The organism is Kitasatospora sp. NPDC057223 (assembly GCF_042669755.1).
Classification (GTDB): domain Bacteria; phylum Actinomycetota; class Actinomycetes; order Streptomycetales; family Streptomycetaceae; genus Kitasatospora.
In genome coordinates this window covers 1-22,949 of sequence record NZ_JBHUWW010000139.1, presented here as the reverse complement: position 1 = coordinate 22,949, position 22,949 = coordinate 1, and the positions used below count along the sequence as shown (strand labels likewise).

The 22,949-nt window shown below is 74.2% G+C and carries 19 protein-coding genes; 4 read left to right on the top strand and 15 right to left on the bottom strand.

Translation table 11 applies throughout. The features are described 5' to 3' along the window. Positions 1–139: 139 nt before the first annotated feature. The 3 genes from ACFUK0_RS33545 to ACFUK0_RS33535 all read right to left on the bottom strand — a co-directional run bounded on the left by ACFUK0_RS33545 (position 140) and on the right by ACFUK0_RS33535 (position 5,530). Entirely contained in the window at positions 140–1,582 is a 1,443-nt protein-coding gene (locus ACFUK0_RS33545; RefSeq protein WP_380256579.1) for an aldehyde dehydrogenase family protein, read from the bottom strand. A gap of 178 nt (positions 1,583–1,760) precedes the next feature. Beyond that, positions 1,761–3,326, bottom strand: a complete 1,566-nt coding sequence (locus ACFUK0_RS33540; protein WP_380256577.1) for a PucR family transcriptional regulator — start codon at positions 3,324–3,326, stop codon at positions 1,761–1,763. Positions 3,327–3,469: 143 nt separating this feature from the next. Next, positions 3,470–5,530, bottom strand: a complete 2,061-nt coding sequence (locus ACFUK0_RS33535; RefSeq protein ID WP_380256575.1) for an ATP-binding protein — start codon at positions 5,528–5,530, stop codon at positions 3,470–3,472. Between the two features lie 316 nt (positions 5,531–5,846). Between ACFUK0_RS33535 and gabT the strand changes: the two genes are divergently transcribed. Both gabT and ACFUK0_RS33525 read left to right on the top strand, forming a co-directional pair. Continuing rightward, on the top strand, positions 5,847–7,202 hold the full coding sequence (gene gabT / locus ACFUK0_RS33530; protein ID WP_380256573.1) for a 4-aminobutyrate--2-oxoglutarate transaminase: 1,356 nt from the start codon (positions 5,847–5,849) through the stop codon (positions 7,200–7,202). Positions 7,203–7,629: 427 nt separating this feature from the next. After that, the gene (locus ACFUK0_RS33525; RefSeq protein ID WP_380256571.1) at positions 7,630–8,268 is read left to right on the top strand and encodes a phosphatase PAP2 family protein; all 639 of its coding nucleotides are present in this window, start codon (positions 7,630–7,632) and stop codon (positions 8,266–8,268) included. Between the two features lie 52 nt (positions 8,269–8,320). Here ACFUK0_RS33525 and ACFUK0_RS33520 read toward each other — a convergent pair whose 3' ends face one another. Then, on the bottom strand, positions 8,321–8,656 hold the full coding sequence (locus ACFUK0_RS33520; protein ID WP_380256569.1) for a DUF2218 domain-containing protein: 336 nt from the start codon (positions 8,654–8,656) through the stop codon (positions 8,321–8,323). Between the two features lie 169 nt (positions 8,657–8,825). Between ACFUK0_RS33520 and ACFUK0_RS33515 the strand changes: the two genes are divergently transcribed. Continuing rightward, positions 8,826–9,326, top strand: coding sequence for a MarR family winged helix-turn-helix transcriptional regulator (locus ACFUK0_RS33515; protein ID WP_380256567.1), 501 nt, complete (start codon positions 8,826–8,828; stop codon positions 9,324–9,326). Here the strand turns inward: ACFUK0_RS33515 and ACFUK0_RS33510 are convergent. After that, positions 9,217–10,158 (bottom strand): EamA family transporter, encoded by a 942-nt coding sequence (locus tag ACFUK0_RS33510; protein WP_380256581.1) that lies wholly within the window; start codon positions 10,156–10,158, stop codon positions 9,217–9,219. The two genes, ACFUK0_RS33515 and ACFUK0_RS33510, sit on opposite strands and share 110 nt — an antisense overlap. A gap of 94 nt (positions 10,159–10,252) precedes the next feature. Here ACFUK0_RS33510 and ACFUK0_RS33505 point away from each other — a divergent pair, with 94 nt between their 5' ends. Beyond that, the gene (locus ACFUK0_RS33505) at positions 10,253–11,158 is read left to right on the top strand and encodes a LysR family transcriptional regulator (RefSeq protein WP_380256565.1); all 906 of its coding nucleotides are present in this window, start codon (positions 10,253–10,255) and stop codon (positions 11,156–11,158) included. A 12-nt stretch (positions 11,159–11,170) separates the two neighbouring features. Here the strand turns inward: ACFUK0_RS33505 and ACFUK0_RS33500 are convergent, their stop codons facing one another. The 10 genes from ACFUK0_RS33500 to ACFUK0_RS33455 all read right to left on the bottom strand — a co-directional run bounded on the left by ACFUK0_RS33500 (position 11,171) and on the right by ACFUK0_RS33455 (position 22,718). After that, a complete protein-coding gene (locus tag ACFUK0_RS33500) occupies positions 11,171–11,938 on the bottom strand; it encodes a ZIP family metal transporter (RefSeq protein ID WP_380256563.1) in 768 nt (255 codons plus the stop codon). Between the two features lie 117 nt (positions 11,939–12,055). Continuing rightward, a complete protein-coding gene (locus tag ACFUK0_RS33495) occupies positions 12,056–12,493 on the bottom strand; it encodes a DUF6278 family protein (protein WP_380256561.1) in 438 nt (145 codons plus the stop codon). Positions 12,494–12,553: 60 nt separating this feature from the next. Continuing rightward, positions 12,554–14,293 (bottom strand): restriction endonuclease, encoded by a 1,740-nt coding sequence (locus ACFUK0_RS33490; protein ID WP_380256559.1) that lies wholly within the window; start codon positions 14,291–14,293, stop codon positions 12,554–12,556. A 114-nt stretch (positions 14,294–14,407) separates the two neighbouring features. Continuing rightward, a complete protein-coding gene (locus ACFUK0_RS33485) occupies positions 14,408–16,213 on the bottom strand; it encodes a hypothetical protein (protein WP_380256557.1) in 1,806 nt (601 codons plus the stop codon). A gap of 214 nt (positions 16,214–16,427) precedes the next feature. Then, on the bottom strand, positions 16,428–16,718 hold the full coding sequence (locus tag ACFUK0_RS33480) for a cupin domain-containing protein (protein ID WP_380256555.1): 291 nt from the start codon (positions 16,716–16,718) through the stop codon (positions 16,428–16,430). Between the two features lie 139 nt (positions 16,719–16,857). After that, positions 16,858–17,505: a YigZ family protein gene (locus tag ACFUK0_RS33475; RefSeq protein WP_380256553.1), complete on the bottom strand. Its 648-nt coding sequence runs from the start codon at positions 17,503–17,505 to the stop codon at positions 16,858–16,860. Between the two features lie 133 nt (positions 17,506–17,638). Then, entirely contained in the window at positions 17,639–18,928 is a 1,290-nt protein-coding gene (locus ACFUK0_RS33470) for a DUF6986 family protein (protein ID WP_380256551.1), read from the bottom strand. Between the two features lie 104 nt (positions 18,929–19,032). Further along, the gene (locus ACFUK0_RS33465; RefSeq protein ID WP_380256549.1) at positions 19,033–20,523 is read right to left on the bottom strand and encodes a DUF2637 domain-containing protein; all 1,491 of its coding nucleotides are present in this window, start codon (positions 20,521–20,523) and stop codon (positions 19,033–19,035) included. 156 nt (positions 20,524–20,679) lie between these two features. Next, complete coding sequence (locus ACFUK0_RS33460; protein WP_380256547.1) at positions 20,680–21,342, bottom strand: LuxR C-terminal-related transcriptional regulator; 663 nt, start codon at positions 21,340–21,342, stop codon at positions 20,680–20,682. Continuing rightward, complete coding sequence (locus ACFUK0_RS33455; protein ID WP_380256545.1) at positions 21,294–22,718, bottom strand: sensor histidine kinase; 1,425 nt, start codon at positions 22,716–22,718, stop codon at positions 21,294–21,296. Before ACFUK0_RS33455 ends, ACFUK0_RS33460 begins: the two co-directional genes overlap by 49 nt. Positions 22,719–22,949: the final 231 nt, after the last annotated feature.

The following is a 22,949-nucleotide window of genomic DNA, read 5'->3' as shown; positions in this document are numbered from 1 at the left end:
ACCCGGGTCGGGGTGGCCGTCCCCGCAGTCGGCTTACCCCGCCGCCGGAGCACGCCACGAGGAACGGAAGTCCCTATCACGCCGCACCCCCGTCACGGCCACGGGGTGACGGGGTTCCGGGGTTCCGGGTGCAGCGGGCTCAGAGGTCCAGGCCGGTGAGCACCAGCACCTTCTCCTGGGTGTAGTCGTCCATCGCGTACCGCACGCCCTCGCGGCCGACACCGGAGTCCTTGACCCCGCCGTACGGCATCTGGTCGGCGCGGTACGAGGGGGCGTCGCCGATGATCACGCCGCCCACCTCCAGCTCGCGGTGGGCCCGGAAGGCGGTCTGCACGTCGTGCGTGAAGACGCCCGCCTGCAGGCCGAAGAGCGAGTCGTTGACGGCGGCGAACGCCTCGTCGGTGCCGTCCACCTTCTGCAGCGAGAGCACCGGGCCGAAGACCTCGGCCGTGGCCAGGATCGCGTCCGCGGGCAGCTCGGCGAGCACGGTCGGGGCGTACGTGGCGCCCTCGCGGCCGCCGCCGGTCAGCAGCTTGGCGCCCTTGGCGATCGCGTCGTCCACCCAGGCCTCCACCCGCTTCGCGGCGTTCTCGTCGACCAGCGGGCCGACCTCGGTGGCCTCGTCGGACGGGTCGCCGGTGACCTGCGCCTGCACCTTGGTGACGACCTTCTCGACCAGCGCGTCGTACACGGTGGCGTCCGCGATGACCCGCTGCACCGAGATGCAGGACTGGCCGCCCTGGTAGTTGGCGAAGGTCGCGATGCGCGAGGCCGCCCACTCCAGGTCCGCGTCGGAGGACCAGTCGGCGAGCACCACGGCCGCGGCGTTGCCGCCGAGCTCCAGGGTGACGTGCTTGCGCGGCACCGAGTCCATGATCTGGTAGCCGACCTTGTCCGAACCGGTGAACGAGATCACCGGCAGGCGCTTGTCCTGGACCAGCGCCGGCATCCGGTCGTTCGGCACCGGCAGCACGCTCCAGGCCCCGGCCGGCAGGTCGGTCTCGGCCAGGATCTCGCCGAGCACCAGCGCGGACAGCGGGGTGGCGGGGGCCGGCTTGAGGATGATCGGTGCGCCGACGGCGATCGCCGGGGCGACCTTGTGCGCGACCAGGTTCAGCGGGAAGTTGAACGGGGCGATGCCCAGCACCACCCCGCGCGGGAAGCGGCGCACCACGGCGAAGCGGCCGGTGCCGCCCGGGTCGGTGTCGAGGCGCATGGTCTCGCCGTTCGTCCGGCGGGCCTCCTCGGCGGCCCAGCGGAACACCGAGACGGCGCGGCCGACCTCACCGCGGGCCCACTTGATCGGCTTGCCGTTCTCCGCGGTGATCAGCTGCGCGATCTCCTCGGTGCGCTCGGCCAGGCGCCGGGCCACATGGTCCAGCGCGGCCGTGCGGACGTGCGCGGGGGTCGCGGCGAACACCGGGAGGGCGGTCACGGCGGCGGCCAGCGCCTCCTCCACCTGCTCCTCGGTCGGCACGGCGACCTTCCCGACCAGGCGCCCGTCCCAGGGGTTGCGCACCTCGAAGTCGCCGTCGCCGCTCGCCCGGCGGCCGGCCAGCCAGAACTCATGGGTGGTGGTCACGGTGGTACCGGCCCTCTCCTCGTCGTCTGCGCCCCACCGCTGTGGAGCCCGAACCCCACGGTAGGCGGGCTCGCAACCGATCCGGATTGGCCACGGCGTAGCGCTCAGCCGCGCCGGCACTCCATCCCGGCCAGTACCCGCGCCGGTACGGACGTGGCCCGGCCCGCACCCCGCCCGCTCACTCCTCGCCCGAACGCAGCGCGAGCCACAGCTCCATCCGCACGTCCGTGTCGTCCAGCGAACGTCCGAGCAGCTCCTCGACCCGGCGCATCCGGTAGCGCAGGGTGTGCCGGTGCACCCCCAGGTCGGCCGCGGCGGCGTCCCACTGGCCGTGCCGCGACAGCCAGGCCCGCAGCGAGGCGACCAGGTCGCCGCGCGCGGTGCGGTCGTGTTCGCGCAGCGGCCGCAGCAGGCCCTCGGCGAAGGCCGTCACGGCCTCCTCCCCGAGCAGCGGCAGCAGCGATCCCGCGCCGACCTCCTCGTGGTCCACCGACCGCCGGCCACCGCGCAGCGCCACCGCCAGCGCCCGCTCCGCCTGCGCGAAGGCCACCCCCGCCTCGTCCAGGGCGGCCGGCGCGGACACCCCCAGCGACAGGCCCTCGTGCTCCTCGACCACCCCCAGGCAGGCCCGGTGCACGGCGCCGTTGTCCACGGCGAGCAGCGTCAGCCGCGACCCGGCCGCGGCGTCCTCACGCGCCACCAGCAGCCGCTCACCCACCCGGCCGCCGGCCTGCTCGGCCCGCTCCGCCAGCTCGCTGAGGGCCTCGGCGGCCTCCGCTCCCTGCGCGGCGCCGGCCACCAGCACTCTTATCGTCCCCTCCGGCAGACCGCCGAACAGCCCGACCGCGACCTGGCGGGCCGTGCCCACCTCGCCCGCCAGCACCATCCGCAGCAGCGCGGCGCCCATCCGCTCCTCGGCCTGGCGCAGCTCGCGCGAACGCTCCAGGGTCAGGGTCAGCAGGGCGACCGCGGCGTTCAGCACGTACCGCTCGGTCGGGGTGATCCGGTCCTCGGTGCCGACCGCGAGGAAGCCGCGCGCCCGGCGGTCGGCACCCAGCGACTGGACCACCACGTAGTCCTCGTCCGCCGTGTCGATGCCGGGCGAGCGGCCCTGCAGTGCGGCACTGGACGGCGCGGGGCGCCGGCGCAGCCGGTCCACCTCGGCCGCCAGCCGGCCGGCCCGGCGGGCCGCCCAGTCCGGGGCCACCACCGAGAGCGCACCCGAACCGTCGTACAACGCGGCCCAGCCGCCCAGCCGGGCCGCGAGACGGCGCACCACCGCCGTGGTGCCGTCCTTGCCCAGCGCGGCCCGGGTCAGCTCCTCCTGGGCTTCGAAACTGGTGGTCACCGCCTCGTACTGCTCGGCGGCGATGGCCGCCGAGACCACCTTGCTGATCGCGATGAACGGCGTCGGCTCCGGCACCCGCAGCAGCGGCAGCCCGCGCTGCGCGGCGGCCTCCACCAGCGGCTTGGGGACTTCGGTGTGCGACAGCCCGACCCCGAGACCGAGGCCGACCACGCCCGCGTCGGCCAGCCGGTGCACGTACGCCTGGAGCCGGGAGGCGGTGCGGCCCAGCTTGATACCGGTGGTGAGCAGCAGCTCACCACCCTCCAGGAAGGGGGTGGGATCGTCCAGCTCACTGGTGTGCACCCAGCGGACCGGCCGCTCCAGATGGTCCGCTCCGGCGAGGACCGTCAGGTGGAGCGAGGTGTTGCGGACGACGGACGCGAGTGTGGGAGGCATGGCACCTTCGGTGGGACGACCTGACCGCGCCGTTGCGGCCGGGCGAGGAGGGAGACTCTGCCTCTCATTATGGACGCTCCGGACAACGAGGACTGCCGAATCCACCGTGACGGCGATACGGCCCTCCCCGCGCGGCGCGGGCGTCAGGCCCGCAGGTCCACCAGCAGCGGCGGCACCTGTTCGCCCGTCACCGCGGTCAGCGAGACCACCGCGTGCCCGGCCGGCAGCGCGTGTGCGAGGTCCGAGGACGACCAGCGCAACCGCTCGACGTCCCGGGTGGTGACGCTCTCGGTCTGCGCGGTCGTCCCCGACAGGGCCTTGCGGCCGAGCCGGCCGGCCCGGCGCAGCATGCCGCCCGAGGTGTCCGGGGCGTGCGTGACGGCCGTCTCGCGGACCAGGTGCGTCCCCCAGGCCTCGGAGAACAGCTTGCCGTCCCAGGGGGCGATCCCCGGGAAGGCCATCCGGCAGCCGACCGCACCGAACAGCGGCGTCCGCAGGGCCTCCGGCAGGTCGACGAGCGTCCGCAGCAGCAGCACCGCGCCCGCGTTCGTCCCGCGCATCCGCTGCAGGCCCCGGACGATGCCGGCGTCCAGTGCCGCCGAGGCGTCGTCCACCACCAGCCCGGCGAACAGCGAACGGTCCTCGCGCGCCGCCGAGGCCTGCACGAACTGGCCCACCACCAGCCGCGACAGCATCCGCGCGGCCTCCGGGTGACTCAGCTCCGGCAGCTTCACCCGCACCCGCAGCGGATGGTCCAGCGCCCGCATCGCGAACGGCGGACGCCCCCTGCCGTCGGTGGCGAAACACCCCTCGAAGACCGGCCGGTCCAGCAGCGCCAGCCGGTCGGCGAGCAGCGCACCCGGATCGTCCGCCCGGCCGCGGCTGCGCTCCCGCAGCTGCAGGTCCCGCTCGTACCGCTCCAGCAGGCCGCCCGCCCGCAGCGCCTTCACCAGCTCCTGGGCCGCGTCGGACTCGTCCGACCCGTCACCCAGCAGCGCACGCAGCTCCCGCACCCCCGGGAACCGCCCGAACGCGGCCCGGAACGGCCCGACCACCTGCTGCAGCGCGCTGCGGGCGCTCTCGGCCCGCAGCGCCAGCTCGTCCGGCAGCAGCGCGTCCGCGAGCCGGGCCGCGGCCTCGTCGGGATCGCGCACACCGCCGTACAGATCGAGGCCGTAGGCCGAGGACGGATCGCCCGGCGCGATCACCACGTCGTACCAGGCGTCCGGACCGAGATCCGCGTCCCCTGCGCCGATCACCACGGCACAGGCCGTCCCCGCCAGCGCCTGCAGGCACAGCGCCTCCGCCACCGGGCGGGCCAGCCGCAACGTCTTGCCCGTGCCCGCCGGCCCGACCGCCAGCAGCGAGGTGCCGAGAACCGCCGGATCCAGCGCGAAGCCCGCGCCGCGGTGCGCCGGAGGATTCTTCGGCACGTCCTGCGCCGTCCCCAGCCGCACCTGGCGGCTCAGCAGATCGTGCCGCCCCGACCGGGCCGGCAGGTCCCGGGCCTCGGACGGATGCGCACACGCGGCCCCGCCCCGGGCCGTCACCTGCTCCGTGAACGCCGGCAGGATCCCCGGATCCTCCAGCACCACCTCCCAGGCCCGCCGGATCCGCACGTAGTCCACGTCCCCCACGGCCTCCCGGTCCAGCACCTGCGCCGCAACCCCGGCCCCGGCCTGCCGCAACTGCGCCCACGGGTCGGACGACGGCTCCGTCCGTCCGCGGGCGGGCACCGACTGGGCTGCCACCCCGTCGTGCGTCACCGCTCGGGCGAGGAACGGGCTCACGTTCTGTTGCCACCCCGAGCGGGTCAGATAGCGCCGACGAACCTCGAGCCAGCGCCCCATCCGCCCGAAGAGGAACAGTACGCACACCGCTGTCAACGGGTTGATGAGCGTCTGCGCGGTGTTGAACTGCTGCGGCGAGAATCCCTTGAACCAGCCGAAGAACCCGGCGACGTGCATCACCGCGTAGGTCCCGTAGAGGTAGGCGAACCACGCCACCACCGCGTTCAGCCCCGCCCGCAGCAGCAGCGGGGCCGCCGGCACCTTCGCGTCCTCGGCCCGGGCCGGGTCGTGCGGCCGGTGGCCGTGGCGGTAGACGCCGGGTTCGGCCTCGGGCCTGGGTGCGGCGACCCAGGTGGCGAGGTCGAAGGCCGGTGCGGCCGGCTCCGGGAGGCCCCGGGCCGTCTGCTGGGGCATGGGCGTGACCGTGGCCCGCTGCCCGTACCCGTGTGTGCCGTCCAGTCCCATGTACGGTCCCGCTCCCTCGCCCGCCCCGCAGGCCGTTCAGACCTGTTCAGACCCATGCAGCCATACCCATGCCGCTCTACCCACACAGTCGTACCGGCGACACGCCCGCGCTCAATGTAGTGGAGCGGGGCCTGCCCGTAGTCGTCGGCGGCGCGCTGGCCGCGCAGGACAAGTCGGACGGCGCAGTGGTACCGAGTGGCGCATGCCCGGGCCCGCGCGGCCGCCGTAGCCTGCGAAGACCGAGCCGAGAAGTCTGGAGAACACCATGAGCGCCGCAACGCCGCTCCCGCAGGAGCGCCGCCTGGTCACCGCGATCCCCGGTCCGAAGTCGCAGGAGCTGCAGGCACGCAAGCTCGGCGCGGTGGCGGCCGGCGTCGGCACCACGCTGCCGGTGTACGTGTCCCGCGCCAACGGCGGCGTGCTGGAGGACGTGGACGGCAACTCGCTGATCGACTTCGGTTCCGGCATCGCCGTGACCAGTGTCGGCAACAGCGCCGAGGCCGTGGTGGCCAGGGCGACCGAGCAGCTGGCCGCCTTCACCCACACCTGTTTCATGGTGACCCCGTACGAGGGTTACGTGGCCGTGGCGGAGCAGCTGAACGAGCTGACCCCGGGTGACCACGAGAAGCGGACGGCGCTGTTCAACTCGGGCGCCGAGGCGGTCGAGAACGCGGTGAAGATCGCCCGCTCGTACACCAAGCGCACCGCCGTCGTGGTGTTCGACCACGGTTACCACGGCAGGACGAACCTGACGATGGGCCTGACCGCCAAGAACGTGCCGTACAAGCAGGGCTTCGGGCCGTTCGCGCCGGAGATCTACCGGGTGCCGGTGGCCTACCCCTACCGCTGGCTGACGGGCGCCGAGAACTGTGCCGCCGAGGCGGCCGCGCAGGCGATCGACATCATCAACAAGCAGATCGGCGCGGACAACGTCGCGGCGATCATCATCGAGCCGATCCAGGGCGAGGGCGGCTTCATCGAGCCGGCCAAGGGCTTCCTGCCGGCGATCGTCGAGTACGCGAAGGCGAACGGGATCGTCTTCGTCGCGGACGAGATCCAGACCGGCTTCTGCCGCACCGGCCAGTGGTTCGCGTGCGACGACGAGGGCATCGTCCCGGACTTGATCACCACCGCGAAGGGCATCGCCGGCGGCCTGCCGCTGGCCGCCGTGACCGGCCGCGCCGAGATCATGGACTCCGCCCCCGGCGGTGGCCTGGGCGGCACCTACGGAGGCAACCCGGTGGCCTGCGCCGGTGCGCTGGGTGCGATCGAGACGATGAAGTCGCAGGACCTCAACGGCAAGGCGCAGCGGATCGGCGAGATCATGCTGGGCCGTCTGAAGGCGCTGCAGGAGAAGCTCGCCGGCTCGGACACCGTGAACATCGGCGAGGTCCGCGGCCGTGGCGCGATGGTCGCGGTCGAGCTGGTCAAGCCGGGCGGCAAGGAGCCGAACCCGGAGGTGACGGCCGCCGTCGCGAAGGCCTGCCACGCCGAGGGCCTGGTCGTGCTGACCGCCGGCACGTACGGCAACGTGCTGCGCTTCCTGCCGCCGCTGGTGATGCCGGAGCACCTGCTCAACGAGGGCCTGGACATCATCGAGGGCGCGTTCTCCCGCGTCTGACCGGTGTTCCGCTCCCTGTCCGGCCCGGTCCTCCGCGGACCGGGCCGTCGCCCTACCGTCCGAGGTTGTACTCCACCCGGTGAAGATGCTGTGCGGAATGGCTGAAGCCGCTCGGCTCGGCAAATCCCTTGACGTAGTGTCATCACAGATGGACAGCGAGCCCCAGCCCTTGGCGGATCCGCCGGCGACACCTCCCTCCTCGGAGGGCGCGTCGTCGGTCCGCGAGGACAACCATGCCGCCCCGGCGAAGGCGGTGCACACCGAAGACCGATCGACCGACCGCCCGTCCCACACCCCCCGGGGCGCACGGAACGGCGATCATCATGGCCGCCCCGGGGCTCTCCCCCCCGTTCCGGGGCGGCCACTTCGTTCTCGGCCTCGTTCTCCGCTTCGTCCTCTCTCGGCGGGCGGCCGCCCGGCCGCGCTCGTGGCGGCCTCGGCCGTGCAGGCCGTCCTGCTGGTGGTGATCTCCTGGCAGGTGGCCGTGGACGGACCGCTGCTCGGTGTGGACCGCTGGGTGCGGCACGCCGTCCACGCGGCCCGGCACTGGCTGTCCAGTCCGCTGCTCAACCATCTCGGTGCGGCGCTGTCCGACCTGGGCGGTTCGGTGCCGGCCCTGCCGGTACTCCTGGGCGGCGGCGCGCTGGCCGCCTGGCGGGCCCGCGGGGCGGGCTTCCGCCGGTGGTGGCTGCCGGTGCCGGTGGCGATGGTGACGGCGGGGCTGATCCCGCTGCTGGTGGTGCCCGCGAAGGCGTGGTTCGCCCGGCCGGGCCCGTTCGGGCTGCCGCTGGGGCCGGACCAGTGGGGCTGGTACCCGTCGGGCCACACCGCGACCGCGACGATCGCGTACGGCGCCGCGGCGCTGCTGCTGGGCCGGACGGCCGGCGAGCGGGCCCGCCGCCTGCTGTACGGCGGCGCGGCGCTGCTCGCGTTCGGCGTCGGGCTGGGGCTGGTGTGGAGCGACTACCACTGGCTGCTGGACGTGCTGGCCAGCTGGTGCGTCGGCGGGCTGCTGCTCACGGCACTCTCCCGCCTGCCGGCCCGCGTCCTGCCCCACCGGCTCTAGCGGCTCCGGCAGCTCCAGCGGGCGGGCTGTTGCTCACGGCACCGTACCGGCGCTAGGCGGCGGGCGGCTCCTCGTTGCGGTGGACGAGGCCGGCCTCGCCGTTGTCGCGCTGCCACTCGACCACGAGTTCGTCGCGGGCGCCGAAACGGACGAGGTGGCGGCCGACGACGTCCTCCAGGCCGGGGAGGTGGTCGGTGTCGCCCTCGACGGCGAGCAGCAGGGCCTCGGGCTCGGCGACCAGCGTGCCGGTGCCACCGCCGAAGGTGAGTTCGCCGCGGCCGGTCTCCTCCGACCAGTGGGTCTCGACCTTGCGGCCGAGGTGGGCGGCGAGCTGCTTGGCGTAGCGGGCGGCTCGGTCGGTGGTGACGCGGGCTTCGGAGCGGGGCACGTTTTCTCCCGGGTGGTCGACAGGGTTCACGGAGGCGACTTAGGGTTGCCTCACCCAATTGCAGAGTAACCCACATAGTGAGCTTGACTCAATACCTTTCCCGAGGGCGCCCGGCCGGGCGAGGACGGCCGATACCCTGGGGCGAAACCCTGCCGAGGAGATCCCGCCGATGACCGCCACGCCGTCCGAGACCGCCGCCGAGCTCGCCGACGAGATGACCCGGGCGATCAAGCGGATCAGGCGGCAGACGATGCACCGGCTGGACCCCTTCGGCATCACCCCCGGCCAGGGCCGCGCCCTGCGCACGCTCGCGCACGCCCCCGGCTGCGAGAGCCCCGGCCAGACGATGCGGCTCAGCGACCTCGCCCTCCGGCTGCACATCGCCCCCCGCTCGGCGACCACCGTGGTCGACGCCCTGGAGGAGGCCGGCCTGGTGGAGCGGACCCCGGACCCGGCCGACCGGCGGGCCGTGCGGATCGTGCTCACCGCGGCCGGCTGGGCCGCGGTGGAGCGGATCGGGCAGGTCCGGCACGAGGTCGCCCAGGAGTACTTCGGCCCGGTCAGCCCGTCCGACCAGGAGGCGCTGCTACGGGCCCTGCGGGTCGCGGACGCGGCCTACGGAGCAGCCGCCCGGGAGCGGCCGGCAGCAGCCCCGGACGCAGCGCGGTGAGTCCGATCCCGGCGATCACCAGCAGCGCGGCGCAGCCAGCCGGCAGGCTGACCGGCTCGCCCAGCAGCAGCCACGCCGAGGACATCCCGAAGACCGGGACGAGCAGGGAGTACGGGGCGACGGCGGTGGCGTCGTACGTCCGGAGCAGGAAGCTCCAGGCGACGAAGCCGAACAGGGTGGACAGCAGCCCGACGTAGGCGATCGCGCCGAACCCGGCCGCGGTGATGCCGCGCAGCGCGGCCAGGTCCGCGGACGGCCCCTCGACCAGCAGCGAGAGCCCGAGCAGCGGCAGTGGCGGAACGGCGCTCACCCAGACCATCCAGCGCAGCGCGTCCGGCGGCGACGCCCGGCGGGTCAGCACGTTGGACAGGCCCCACGCCGCCGCCGAGACGACGACCAGCACGAACGCTCCGACCGGCCCGGCGGCCCCGTGGTCGACGGCCGCCAGGGCGATGCCGCCGAAGGCGATCGCCAGGCCCGTGACCCGCTGCCCGGACGGCCGCTCGCCCAGCAGGGCCGCGGCGAACACCGCCGTGAAGACCGCCTGGCTCTGCAGCACCAGCGAGGACAGCCCGGCCGGCATCCCGGCGTGCATCCCCAGGAACAGCAGCCCGAACTTGACCACGCCGAGGACGACGCCGACGGCCAGGACCCAGCGCAGGGCGACGGCCGGCCGGCGGACGAAGAAGACCGCCGGCAGCGCGACGACGGCGAACCGCAGGGCGCAGAACAGCAGTGGCGGGAAGTTCTGCAGGCCGACGTGGATGAGGACGAAGTTGAGGCCCCAGACGGCCGCGACCAGGACGGCCAGGGCGATGTGACGCGGGCTCATGGTGGCGCTCGATGCGGGCATGCAGCGAGCATGGCCGCCGGTGACCCGGTAGCACCAGCGATGAATTCTGAAGGCAACGGTTTAGCATTGCTGCATGATGGATCTGGGACGGCTGCGCGCCCTGCACGCGGTGGCGGTGCACGGTTCGGTCGGCGGGGCGGCCGCCGCGCTCGGTTTCACGCCCTCGGCCGTGTCCCAGCAGATCACCAAGCTGGAGCGGGAGACCAGGACGGTCCTGCTGGAGCGTCAGGGCCGGGGCGTGGTCCTCACCGACGCCGCGCGGGAGCTGGCCGCCACCGCGCAGCAGGTGCTGGCCCTGGTCGAGCAGGCCGAGGTGACGCTGGAGGAGCAGCGCGGCCAGGCGGTCGGCCGGCTGCTGCTCGCCGCCTTCGCCACCGGCGCGCGCGGCCTGCTGCCGGGCGCGCTGGCGGACCTGCGGGCCCGCTGCCCCGAGCTGGACGTCCGGCTGCTGGAGAGCGATCCGTACCTCGCCGCCGAGCTGGTGGCGCGCGGAGAGGTGGACCTGGCACTGGTCCAGGACTGGCCGACCGTGCCGCTGCCGGTGCAGGAGGGGCTGTCCCGGCTGGACCTCGGCGACGACCCGGTCGACCTGCTGCTGCGGGTCGAGCACCCGCTGGCCGCGCTGGCCGTGGTGCCGGTGGCCCGGCTCTGCGGGCAGCGCTGGATCAGCGTCCCGCCGGGCAACATCTGCCACGACTGGCTGGTGCGGACGATGCGCGAGGCCGGCGAGGAGCCCGACGTGGTCTACCAGGTCGGCGAGTTCGAGACCCAGATCGCGCTGATCGCGGCCGGTCTCGGCGTGGGCCTGGTGCCCCGGCTGGGGCGGGGGGCGCTGCCACCGGGTGTGGTCGCCCGCCCGGTGGCGCCCGAGCCCACCCGGCGGGTGTTCGCGCTCTGGCGCACCCAGGCCTCCCGGCGGCCGGCCATCACCGAGGCGCTGGCCGCGATGCGGGCCCGTTGGGCGCTGCTGGGCGGCTGAACCCGCACCGCGCTACCCGGCGAAGCCGATCACCAGCCACATGAACCCCACCCCCACCAGCGTGCACAGCAACGTGGTGCGCGAGGGGTGCGGGCTGTGCGCCTCCGGGAGGATGTCCGAGGTCGCCAGGTAGAGCAGGAACCCGGCGAAGAACCCCAGGTAGAGGCCGAGCAGCTGCTCGGGGATGGTGAAGAGCAGCGTGATGGCGGCGCCGGTGACGGGCGCCAGCGCGTCCGCGCCCAGCAGGGTCAGCGCCCGGCGCCGGTTGTTCCCGTACATCCGGGTGATCGTGTACGTGTTGAAGCCGTCGGCGAAGTCGTGGGCCACCACGGCGATCGCCACCACCGTGCCGACGGTGCTGCCGGCCTGGAAGGCCGCGCCGATCGCGAAGCCGTCCATCAGGCTGTGGCCGACCAGGGCGCTCGCGGCGGTCAGCCCGATGCCCTGCGCCTGCGGTCCGTGGTGGTCCTGCCGGTGGCCGTGCGCGTGGGTGTGTTCGGCGTACTCGCCCTCGTGGCCGCGGTGGATGGCGACCGCCCGCTCGATGATGTGGATCACCAGGAAGCCCGCCGCGAACATCAGCAGTGCCTGCGGCACGCCGTGCAACTCCCCCGGGGCCGCCCGGATCGCCTCGGGGAGCAGGTCGAACGCCACCACGCCGAGCATCAGCCCGGCCGCGAACCCGAGGACGAGGTGTCTGCGGTCGCCCGTCCGCTGCGCGACGAAACCGCCGATCAGCGTCATCAGGAACGCCCCGGCGGCGACCAGGATCGCGGTCATCGCGCTGCCCCTCCCCCGTGTCAGCGGGCCGCGGCCCGTACCCGCCCCCAGTCTGCGGCCCGCGCCCTCCCGTCGCCCGCCGGGCGGTCCGCCGGGGTGAGCGGGGCCGGGCGACGGTCAGTGGTCCGTCGTCTCCAGGTAGGCGGCCGTCAGTTGCGGCGTCCCGGTCCGTGCCCAGGAGTGGCCGACGGCGGCGACGTCCAGCTGCCGGCCGTCGGACAGCTCGACCAGTGGGCTGCCGTCGGCCGCGAGCTGCCAGCGGGCGCCGGGGACCGTCCGGACGACCACCGTGCCGAGGTAGTACCCCGCGTCGTTGCCGAGCCACCCGGCGGTCGCGGGGTCGTCCCGCCAGCTCGGCAGCAGCTGGTCGAGCGCGCTCAACGAGGGCACCTCGTCGTCGAGCCGCAGGCCGGCACGCTCCGCGAACTCCCGCAGCAGCTCGCAGTCGGAGAGCAGTTCGGCCATCGAGGCCTGGTCGCCCTCCGCATCGGGCGCGGGGCGGCCGGGGTGGTGTCCGTGGCGGGCCCGCCATCTGTCGATGAATCCGATTCCCATCGGCCCAGCCTGCCGCCCCGGGGGCCGCCCCGCACGCCGGCGCGCCCCCGGCGCGGGCTCTCAGACGCCCGTGCCGAGCGGTAGCCCGAGGTGGGTACGGGCCAGTTCGCGGACGCCCTCGCCGTCGACCAGGTGGATGTGCTGGTGGCTCTCCTCGCCGGTGAGGTCGAGGGCGGCGTCGCTGAACCTGCCGGTGGTCAGCCGCAGCCCGCGGTCCGCCGACTCCTCCCGGACGGCCTCCGCCAGCGTCCTGATCTCCTCCTCCGCCACCGGGGCGCCCGCGCGGGAGGCCCAGACCACCCAGCGGCCGGGCAGCGCGGTGCCGGGCTCGCCCTCACCGGTGGCGACCAGCCCGGCCGGGCCGCGCAGCCGCACGCTCCACCCCTCCAGGCCGCCCCGGGTCAGCAACTCCTGCACCAGGTAGGCGAACTCGTTGGCCGACAGGTCGTCGGCGGAGGGCACGGTCGGGCCCGCAGCGGCGGCCGGCTCGACGCCCGCGTAGGCATAGGGGTCGGGGGTGACGGCGGCGCCGAGCTGGCGAAGCCGCACCAGGGCCTCGTCCCGCTCGGCGTCCGCGTACACGCCGTCGCCCTCCTCCCCGTCCTGTCCCTCGTAGGGGGCGGCGGCGGGCAGCAGCCTCGTCCGGGCCAGGGCGTCGCGGTCGGCGTCCACGCTCACCAGGCAGAGCGCCTGCGCCCCGCCGCGCTCGCGGAGCCAGCCGTTGAGCACCACACCGGTCAGTATCTCGTCGGTGTCGACGGCGTCGGCCGCCTGCAGCGCCCGCAGGGCGAGCCGGGCGACCAGGCGCAGGTAGTCGGTGGCCCGGTCGGCCGCCGGGCGCGGCACCGGGAGGATCTCGCCCTCCGGGGTGAGGCGGTAGCCGGTCAGCGCGGGCACCAGGTCCAGCGGCGGCAGGTCGAGGTCGAGGACGGCCGTGCGGGTCAGCGGGCGGAAGACCGCGCGGCAGGGGACGGGCAGGTCCTGGGTGGCGGTCTCGGCGGCGGCCAGCGCGCGTTCGATCAGCGACTCGACGGCGGCGGGCTCGGCCAGCCGGTAGGCCCGGCGGCACTCCTCCAGCGTGTCGTTGTACTCGCGCACGGCCCGCGCCCTGGCCTGCTCGGCCTCCGTGTGGGCCCGCCGGGCCTCGGCCTCGCCGGAGCTCGCGGCCTCCGCCTGCTTCGTCCGCCACTCGCGCAGCGCGCGCTGGTGGGTCAGCCGGGCCTGCGCCAGGCCCCGCTGGTAGCCGGAGTCGAGCAGGTGCCGGGCCGGGCCCTCGTCGGCGGCGGCGGGCCGGGGCGGTGCGTAGTCCTCCCAGCGCGGCTCGGCGCCCAGGCCGTCGGCGTCCTGCCCGCCGGCCGGGTAGGGACGCGGTACGTAGCTGCGCAGCTGGCTCTCGAAGTCCATCGCGGAGACGGGCAGGGCGGCCCGCCGCAGCAGGTCGGCCAGCCGGTCGTGGTCGGCCCGGACGGTGAGCGTGCGGTGGTGGGTCAGCGCGGCGGCGCGGCCGTGCGCGGCGACGGCCTCGTCGGCGCCCTCCCCCGGCTCGGGCCAGGCCCCGGGGTCCGCCGCGTCCGGTCCGGCGGCCCGGGGCGCGGGGATGTCCGGCCCGGCCGCCGCGCCGAGGTCACGGAAGACCGAGGCCAGGAAGCCCGGCTGCAGGCCTGCGGCGCCCTCCGACAGGCCCGGTCCCGGGCCTGCGGCCGATGGTCCGGCCCCGCGGCCCGGCGCCGGCCCGCCGACGACTGCGCCGGCCGTGTCGGTCGTGTCGGGTGAGTAGCGGCCGTCTGGTGAGTACTGCATCGGCGGTCGTTCCCCCATGCTCGTCCGGCGCTTCCCCGGGGCGGGCCGCGACTGCGCGGCCGGCCCCTGCCGGACATTGTCCACCGAACGACCGCACGCGGTCAGCCAAGCCTCTCAGTTGGTGCGGGTGTTGGTCAGGTGCAGTCCGATGTAGCCCACGTAGATCCGGCCACTGCCCGAGCAGTCGTCCAGGTAGTGCAGCCGTGGCGCCGTCCGTCCGCCGCCGATCCGCAGGTGCGCACCCATGAACGCGCGCCGGGACGAGTCGACGCACTCGGGCACCGGCAGCATCCGCTCGCGCTTCCACTTGGTGTGGCTGAATACCGTCTGCGACTCTCCCCGGACGGCCTTGCGCGGCGGGAAGTGGTGGCAGCCGTCCGGCGTGTGCTCGCACCACTGCTTGAAGTCGCCGCCCGCCTCTCCGCGGACCGCCGCCACCGCGTACTCCTGCAACGCCGTCAGCCCCTCCCAGGTCAGCCGGGCCCAGCCCGCGCAGGTGCCCAGGCCGTCGAGGGCGAGGGCGGCCTTCTGGTCGCCGGTGAAGGTCAGCAGCGGGAACTCGGTCAGCCGGTCGATGACTTCGGCGAAGCTCCCCGGGGCACCGTCCTCCTCGGCGTGGGCCTGCCCGGCGAGCCGGCCGGGGCCGTCGGCCGACGGCCCCTTGGCCTGGGCCTGGCCGGACGTGCTGCCCGGACAGAACCGGCCGGCCAGCACCCGGACCTGCGCGCTGACGTGCCGAAGGGTGGCGTACTGCTCCTCGGACTCCGTCCGCAGCAGATGCTCGCGCCGCCGGGAGTGCCGCAGGCTGTGCCGGACCCGCTCCAGCTCGTCCGCCCTGGCCTGCTCGTCGGAGCTGTCCTGCTGGTGCTCGTGGGCCAGGTCGGCGTCCGCCTGCTGCCCGGCGGCGAGGTCGGCCCGGCGGGAGACCGGCGGCACCCGCAGTACCGGGACGGCGGCGAGCGGCGCGGGCAGCGGCAGCTCGGCGGCCAGCCTGCGCGGCTCACGGGCGATCAGGCCCGCGGCGCGGCGCAGGTCCTCCTCTATCCGGCGGCGGGGCATCACCGGATGCCGGGCCCCGTCGTACCGGGAGGCCGGGTCGACCTCCGGCAGGTAGGTGCGCACCGCGCCGCCGTAGACCGAGTGGTACTCCAGGGCGACGTTGAACTCGGTGCGGGCGGACGGGTCGAGGACGTAGAGCGTGGCCAGCCCGGGCAGCTGATGGCAGAGCGGGCGGACCGTCCCGGCGAGCCACTCGTCGAGGTCCAGGTTGGCCGGGACGCTGGCGACCACCGTTGGCAGCCGCCGCCCGGGGTCGCACAGCTCGTCGATCAGGGCGTCGACCTCGGCGGCGGTGATCACCCGCGGGCCGTTGTGCACGGGGACGGGCCCGTCGCTGGCGTCCAGCAGGGGCAGCAGGCTGCGGGCGATCTCGGGGACGGGGACCTTGCTCGGCGTCCGTACGCCGGTGCCCGAGGCCTGGTACTCGGCCTCCAGCCGGACCCAGGTCGGCCCGCCGGTGTCGGTGGCCACGGTCAGGGTGAGCTGGTGGGTGCCGTGCGGGGCCGGGCTGCGGAGCCTGCGGCGGGTGTACCGACCGGTGGCGGGGCCGGGCGGGAGGGCGCCGTCCGGAATGTCCGGGGCCGGTCCGCTGCGCAGCGGTCCGCCGTCCCGGTCCAGGAGTATCCGGCCGCCGAGGCGTAGTCGCTCGGCCGGGCCGTCGGGGTCGTCGGGCGCGGGGGAGACGGGCGGCGGCTCCGCGCAGCCCTCCTGTTTCAGCCAGGCACCGATCCGCTGGTCGGCCAGGGCCACGGCGTCGGAGTGCGTCAGCGCGGTGGTGACGGTCATCCGGTAGGGCGTGGCGGGGCTCCGGGGGCCGGGCAGATCGGGGCGGGCCGGCGACGAGGAGCGGTCTGAGGTCATTCGCGATACCTCCCGTGGTGCGGTGGGTCGGGTGTGACGTCCTCCCATGGGGTCCCCCCGCCCGAAGGGCGGGGGAAGGGTCTGGCATCCGGTTCCGCCGGATCCTTGTAGGTGAAAACGCGGTAACCCGGAGCGGAAGTTCCAGCTCCGGCTTACGTCAATTCGTTCGAGTGAATCTGCTCAAGCCCTGGTCGGGCGAGCGGCGGCGGAACGGTCAGCGGCTCCACTCGGGCGCGGCCACGGCGACGGCCTGCGGGTACCCGTCCGGTATGTCGTACGTGGCCACCAGCACCACCGGCTCCTCACCGAGGTTGCGGCCGACGTGGATGTACACCGGGCCGGCCTGCTCGACCAGGCGCTCGCCCGCCTCGCTGACCTCGACCGTGCCGTCGTGCAGGGTGCGGGTGAGGGTGCCCGAGAGGACCATCACGTGGACCCGGCCCGGGTGGTAGTGCCAGCCGGTACTGGCGCCCGGCGCGAGGGTGACGGTCTGGACGAAGGACATCTCGGCGGGGCTCCGCTCCCGGGTCGGCTACCGGCCCAGGCTAGGCAGCAGTCCCGCGGCCCGAAACCGCCCGGACGTTCTCTGTCCGAAAGATCGTCCGACAATCGCCGTCCGCCCGGTGCCCGGGCGCCGGGCCTGCCTACACCGGCACCTCGACGAAGGTGCGCCCGGCCGCCACGGCCGCCGCCGCACCGGCCGTGGCCTCGGCCAGCCAGGCGTGGAAGGCCGGCACCTCCGCCTCGGGCACCCCGACCTCGATCCGCACCCCGGCCGCCTCGTAACCCAGGCCGTTCACCGCGTAGCCCGCCGCCCGCAGGTCGTTCTCCAGCCGCCCGGCCCGGGTGTGGCCGGCGGTCACCGCGAGCAGGGCGACCGGCCGCCGTTCCAGCAGCCCGATCTCGTCCACCGCCTCCGACACCGCGCTCCCGTAGGCCCGCACCAGGCCGCCGGCGCCGAGCTTGATCCCGCCGAAGTACCTGGTCACGACCGCGACGGTGTCGGTCAGACCGCGTCGGCGCAGCACCTCCAGCATCGGCACCCCGGCCGTACCGCCCGGCTCGCCGTCATCGCTGGAGCGCTCACGGCGGTGCTCGTCGCCGACCACGAACGCCGTGCAGTTGTGCCGGGCGTCCCAGTACTGCTTGCGGATCCCGGCGATGAAGGCCTGCGCCTCGTCCTCGTCCGCGACCCGGGCGAGATGGCAGATGAACCGGGACTTCTTGATCTCGGTCTCGTGGCTGCCGTCGTGCCGGATGGTCAGGTACTGCCTGGGGGTCGGCTCCGGCATGGTGCGGCGGCTCTCCAAGGGGCGGCTCTCCAAGGACGGGACGACACAGGGGCCGCCCTCCCCGGGCGGCCCCGTCAGCCTAGCCCTCGTCCGGACCGGTCCCCGTCCGGGCGCCGCGGCCGGGGCCCGCGCCTCAGCGCCCGGCCAGCGTGTCCAGCCGCGCCCGGTCCAGACCGGTGAGCGCGGTGACCTCGGCCGGGTCGACGGCTCCGCAGTCCAGGCCGCGCAGCAGGTAGCCGCTGAGCGCCCTGGCGGTGGCCGGCTCGTCCATCACGTCGCCGCCGGCCTTCGCGACGTACGCGGCCAGCCGGGCCGCGGCCGCCGCCAGGCCTTCGCGGTAGAAGGTGTACACGGCCACGTACCGGGTCGGCAGGTGCGCCGGGTGCATGTCCCACCCCTGGTAGTACGCGCGGGCCAGCGACCGGCGGACCAGGTCGTGGTGCAGCTTCCAGGCCGCGTGCACCTGCTCGGCCGGACCGGTCGGGATGACGTTGGTGGACCCGTCCGACAGCCGGACGCCGGTACCGGCGGCGGCCACCTGCATGACCGCCTTCGCGTGGTCGGCCACCGGGTGGTCCATGCTCTGGTAGGCGGCGCTCACCCCGCAGGACGCGCTGTAGTCGAAGGTGCCGTAGTGCAGCCCGGTGGCCCGCCCCTCGGCCGCCTCGATCATCAGCGCGACCGTGGCCCGGCCGTCGGCGCCCAGGATCGCCTGGGTGGTCTCGATCTGGATCTCGAATCCGATCCGGCCCTGCGGCAGCCCGGCCCGCCGCTCGAAGTCCTCCAACAGCCGGACGAGCGCCGTGACCTGCGCGGCGTACGTCACCTTGGGCAGGGTCAGCACCAGCCCCTCGGGCAGGCCGCCGGCCGCGAGGAGGGTGGCGAGGAACAGCTCCAGCGTGCGGATGCCGCGGTCGCGGACGGCCGCCTCCATGCACTTGATCCGGATACCGATGTACGGCGGCGCACTGCCGTCGGCCACGGCGGCCGAGACCAGCTGGGCTGCGCGGACGGCGGCGGCGTCCTCCTCGGCGTCGGGGCGCGGGCCGTAGCCGTCCTCGAAGTCGATCCGCAGGTCCTCGACCGGCTCGCGCTCCAGCTTGGCGCGGACCCGGGCGTGCACGTCGTCGAGCAGCTCACCGGCCGGGACGCCGAGCGCCCGGGCCAGCCCGGCCGGCGTGCCGGCGTGCGCGTCGAAGGCCTCCAGGGCCTGGCGGCCCCAGCTGCGGACGGTGTCGGCGGTGAAGACGTCGGCCGGGACGTACACGGTGTGGACGGGCTGGCGGGTGCCCGGCTCGCCCGGGTAGCGGCGCGCCAGCTCAGCGTCGACCGGTGCGAGCAGCGCGTCCACGGCGGCCCGGGCGGCGCCGGAGAACGAGGCCCCATCCTCCGGGTTGCGACCGTCCACCTCGAACTGCGACATCCGTACTCCTCCACGCCGAACCAACGCTTCAACAATTTGTTGATGCGAAGGTAGCCCCGGCGGAGTCGGGCAGTCAATGGCCGGCCGGCGGCCGGACGGCTCGGTCAGTCGCGGCCCGTCGACGCGTAGCGCTCCCGCAGCACCGGCAGGATCTTCTCCACCTGCCCGGTGCTCACCGAACCGTCGGGGCGGTTGCCCACCACGCCGTTCTCGGTCAGGTACTCCGCCAGGCGCTGCGAGTCGGGGTGGCTCTCATAGGTGTCGATGTACGCGACCAGCGCGTCGAAGCAGAGTTCGGGGTCCAGCCGGTCCGACTGGAAGCCGTTCTCACGCTGGGCCGACTCCCGGGGGCGCAGTTCGCGCAGGCCGGTGTCCGTGTCGCGCGGCTCGGGCTCCCACGGTCCCTCCGGCAGCACCGGCTCCTCGGCCTCGGCCGGCCGGACCGCCTCACGCCGGATTTCGGCCACCGGACGCACCGGCTGCGGCACCGGCTGCGGCGTGCCCGGACGCGGCGGCTTGAACCAGGGGGACGCCTGGCCGGGCACCCGCCCGGTGGCCTCCATCCCGCCCTGCGGCGCGTGCGCCCGGACGGCCCGCTCCGTCCAGACGTTCAGCTCGTCCCTGGCCGGCACCGGCGCGGACTCCTCGGCCTGGGCCGGCTCCTGCGCGTCCCGCAACCGGACGGCGGCGAGCTTCGCCAGCGTCGGCACCGCCAGCTCCGCCGCCACCGCGGACACGGTGGGCGCCACCGGCTCGGGGGCCTCCGCCTGCACGGGAGCGGCAGCGACCGGAGGAGCAGCGACCGGCGCGGGAACGGGAACGGCGGCGGGAATCGCGGCCTGCGGCTCCTGCCCGGCCGCCACCCGCCCGGCCGCCTGCAGCTCCTTCGCCTCGCGGGCCTCCGCCAGCTGCCGAGCCTCCTCGTCCAGCCGGTCGAGTATCCCGAGGTCCAGCGGCATGCCGTACTTGGCGAGCTTCAACGGCAGCAACGCCTGGATCGGCGCCGAACGCCGCCACCCCCTGCCGTACCGGAAACGCAGCTGCGCCCGGTACACCAGCCGGTTCTGCTCCAGCCGCACCACCTCGTCGTAGGAGCGCAGCTCCCAGAGCTTCATCCGCCGCCACAACCGGAACGTCGGCACCGGCGACAGCAGCCAGCGCAGCATCCGCACCGACTCCATGTGCCGGTCCGCAGTGATCGCCGCGATCCGCCCGACCGCGTGCCGGGAGGCCTCGACCACCACGACGAACAGCACCGGGATGACGGCGTGCATGCCCATCCCGAGCGGGTCGCCCCAGGAGGCCGCCGCGTTGAAAGCGATCGTCGCGACGGTCAGCAGCCAGGCGGTCTGCCGCAGCAGCGGGAACGGGATCCGCAGCCAGGTCAGTACCAGGTCGAGCGCGAGCAGGACGACGATGCCGGCGTCCACACCGATCGGGAACGCGTACGCGAACAGGCCGAAGCCCTTCGCCGTCGCGAGATCGCGCACCGCGTTGTACGAGCCTGCGAAACCGATGCCCGAGATCAGGCAGGCTCCGGCCGCGACCAGCCCGAGCAGGACCCGGTGGGCACGGGTGAGGGATGGGCGTGCCATGCGTCTATCAACCCCTGGATGTCGGCTTCTGCCGTGCGACCGTCGGCTGCCGGATTCCCCCTGGTCGGGGCGGCCCGGGAGGCTGTCGCCACCGGCCGTCTCGGCCCACCGGATACTACTCGCACACCTGTTTCAGCGTCCGCCCCGGCCTGCTTGTCACTGTGTCTGCTCCGCCGTCCCGTTCAGATGGGCCAGCACGGCCAGCACCCGGCGGTTCGCGTCGTCCGCCGGGGCCAGCCCCAGCTTGCTGAAGATGTTGGCGATGTGTTTGGCCACCGCACCGTCGCTGACCACCAGCCGAGCCGCGATGGCCGAGTTCGAACAGCCCTCCGCCATCAACGACAGCACCTCCCGCTCACGCGGCGACAGGCGCTGGAGCGGCCCCGAACGCGCGTTGCTCTGGAGCAGTTTGGCGATCACGTCCGGATCCATCGCCGTCCCGCCGGCCGCCACCCGGTGCACCGCGTCGATGAACTGCCCGGCGTTGAACACCCGGTCCTTGAGCAGGTACCCGATGCCGCCCGAACCGTCGGCCAGCAACTCCCGCGCGTACAGCTGCTGGACGTGCTGCGACAGCACCAGCACCGGCAGACCCGGGATCTCCCGGCGCGCGGCGAGCGCCGCCTGCAACCCCTCGTCCGTCAGCGTCGGCGGCAGCCGGACGTCCACCACCGCCACGTCCGGACGGTGCGTCAGCAGCGCGTCCAGCAGTTCGGGCCCCGTCTCCACCGCCGCCGCGATGGTGAAACCGTGCGCTTCCAGCAGCCGGATCAGGCCTTCGCGGAGAAGGTAGAGGTCCTCGGCGAGGACAACTCGCACGGCAGCTCCAAGGTGATGGTGGTCGGACCGCCCGACGTGCTGTCGATGGCGAGGACACCGTCGAAGGTACCCAACCGGCGCTCGATCCCGCGCAGCCCACTCCCCCGCGCCGGGTCCGCCACCCCGTGGCCGTCGTCGGTGACCGTCACCCGCAACGTACCGGCCCGGTACAGGATGTCCACCCAGACCTGGTCCGCACCCGAGTGCTTGGCGGCATTCGCGAGCAGCTCGCACACACTGAAGTACACCGCCGCCTCGACCGGCGCCGCAGGACGGTCCGGCAGGCTCACGCACACCTCGGTCGGCAGCGCACTGTCCAGCGCCAACGCCCGCACCGCGTCCCCGAGCCCGCGCTCCGCCAGCACCGGCGGATGAATACCCCGGACGAGATCCCGCAGCTCCTGCAACGCCTTCGCCGACGACTGCCGTGCCTCGGACAGCAGTTCACGCGCCGCCGCCGGATCGGTGTCCATCAGGTGCTCGATCGTCCCGAGCGTCATCCCGATCGCCACCAGCCGCGCCTGCGCCCCGTCGTGCAGATCCCGCTCGATCCGCCGCAGCTCGGCAGCCTGACTGCCGACCGCCTCGGCGCGGGTACTCGTCAGGTGCTGCACGCGCTCGGTGAGCCGCGCCTTGCTGGGGACACTCCCGAGAGTGGGGTCGAGGGCACGGCGCGCCCAGTCCGCGTGGATCCGAACGGCGTGCGGGGCCAGCGCGAGGCCGGCGAGCACGGCGGCTGCACACAGAGCGAGTTGACCGACGAACTCAAGTGGACCACCGACGGCCGAGAACCCGCCGTAGCCGATGTTGTGCAGCAGGACGGCCGCGAACGTGCCACCACCGATGCCCACCAGCAGTAGGCAGGGAAACGCCAGCACCCCGGCGACACCGGCATTGCCCACCAGCCACAGGGCGTCCCGCCAGCACGCCGGATCCTTCAGGACCGTACGGATCTGCAGCTCGGCCCGGGCCGTGGACAGCCGCGAGCGGTAGCCGTGGCCCGTCCACCAGTGCCCTCGTTCGTCCTGCTGAGGTGCCGGCACCCGGTGGTAGAAGGTCGGAACCCGCACGCCGAACCAGGCCTCGACCCGCTGCCGGGACCACTCCGCCGTCCGCCGGCTCGTCCAGAAGCAGATCACCGGGAACAGCACCACGGCCGCCGCGATCACGAACAGCGTCTCGACACCGTGCTGGGTACGTGACTCCGTCACGATCAGCGGGAAGAGCACCGCAACGAGGAGGACGGCCGACCCCAGGAACGCGGAGAAGACCAGCTGCAGGCAGCGCAGCAGCGCCGTCGCACCCCTGCGGGTCCAACGCTGAAGCCCGTCGATCCGGTCAGCCCTACTACCGACCGCTACGGCTGGACCGCTCATGACCATCTCTCCCCCGCAACTCTCCGAATGTGGAGCTCCAGTCTGTCGGCCGCAGCGCCGGCACACACTGGCCCAGGAACCCGACCAGGGTGGACCTAGCACCCCTGTCGACGGCCGATGGCGTCCCGGAAACGCGGAGAAGCCCCGCCGGTTACCCGGCGGGGCTTCTCTAGAAAAATTGTTCGGCGGCGTCCTACTCTCCCACAGGGTCCCCCCTGCAGTACCATCGGC

Coding starts and splice junctions, on each gene's coding strand:
- ACFUK0_RS33540 (WP_380256577.1), bottom strand. CDS start 3,326: ATGCCTCCCACACTCGCGTCCGTCGTCCGCAACACCTCGCTCCACCTG.
- ACFUK0_RS33535 (WP_380256575.1), bottom strand. CDS start 5,530: ATGCCCCAGCAGACGGCCCGGGGCCTCCCGGAGCCGGCCGCACCGGCC.
- gabT (WP_380256573.1), top strand. CDS start 5,847: ATGAGCGCCGCAACGCCGCTCCCGCAGGAGCGCCGCCTGGTCACCGCG.
- ACFUK0_RS33515 (WP_380256567.1), top strand. CDS start 8,826: ATGACCGCCACGCCGTCCGAGACCGCCGCCGAGCTCGCCGACGAGATG.
- ACFUK0_RS33510 (WP_380256581.1), bottom strand. CDS start 10,158: ATGAGCCCGCGTCACATCGCCCTGGCCGTCCTGGTCGCGGCCGTCTGG.
- ACFUK0_RS33505 (WP_380256565.1), top strand. CDS start 10,253: ATGATGGATCTGGGACGGCTGCGCGCCCTGCACGCGGTGGCGGTGCAC.
- ACFUK0_RS33500 (WP_380256563.1), bottom strand. CDS start 11,938: ATGACCGCGATCCTGGTCGCCGCCGGGGCGTTCCTGATGACGCTGATC.
- ACFUK0_RS33495 (WP_380256561.1), bottom strand. CDS start 12,493: ATGGGAATCGGATTCATCGACAGATGGCGGGCCCGCCACGGACACCAC.
- ACFUK0_RS33490 (WP_380256559.1), bottom strand. CDS start 14,293: ATGCAGTACTCACCAGACGGCCGCTACTCACCCGACACGACCGACACG.
- ACFUK0_RS33485 (WP_380256557.1), bottom strand. CDS start 16,213: ATGACCTCAGACCGCTCCTCGTCGCCGGCCCGCCCCGATCTGCCCGGC.
- ACFUK0_RS33480 (WP_380256555.1), bottom strand. CDS start 16,718: ATGTCCTTCGTCCAGACCGTCACCCTCGCGCCGGGCGCCAGTACCGGC.
- ACFUK0_RS33475 (WP_380256553.1), bottom strand. CDS start 17,505: ATGCCGGAGCCGACCCCCAGGCAGTACCTGACCATCCGGCACGACGGC.
- ACFUK0_RS33470 (WP_380256551.1), bottom strand. CDS start 18,928: ATGTCGCAGTTCGAGGTGGACGGTCGCAACCCGGAGGATGGGGCCTCG.
- ACFUK0_RS33465 (WP_380256549.1), bottom strand. CDS start 20,523: ATGGCACGCCCATCCCTCACCCGTGCCCACCGGGTCCTGCTCGGGCTG.
- ACFUK0_RS33455 (WP_380256545.1), bottom strand. CDS start 22,718: ATGAGCGGTCCAGCCGTAGCGGTCGGTAGTAGGGCTGACCGGATCGAC.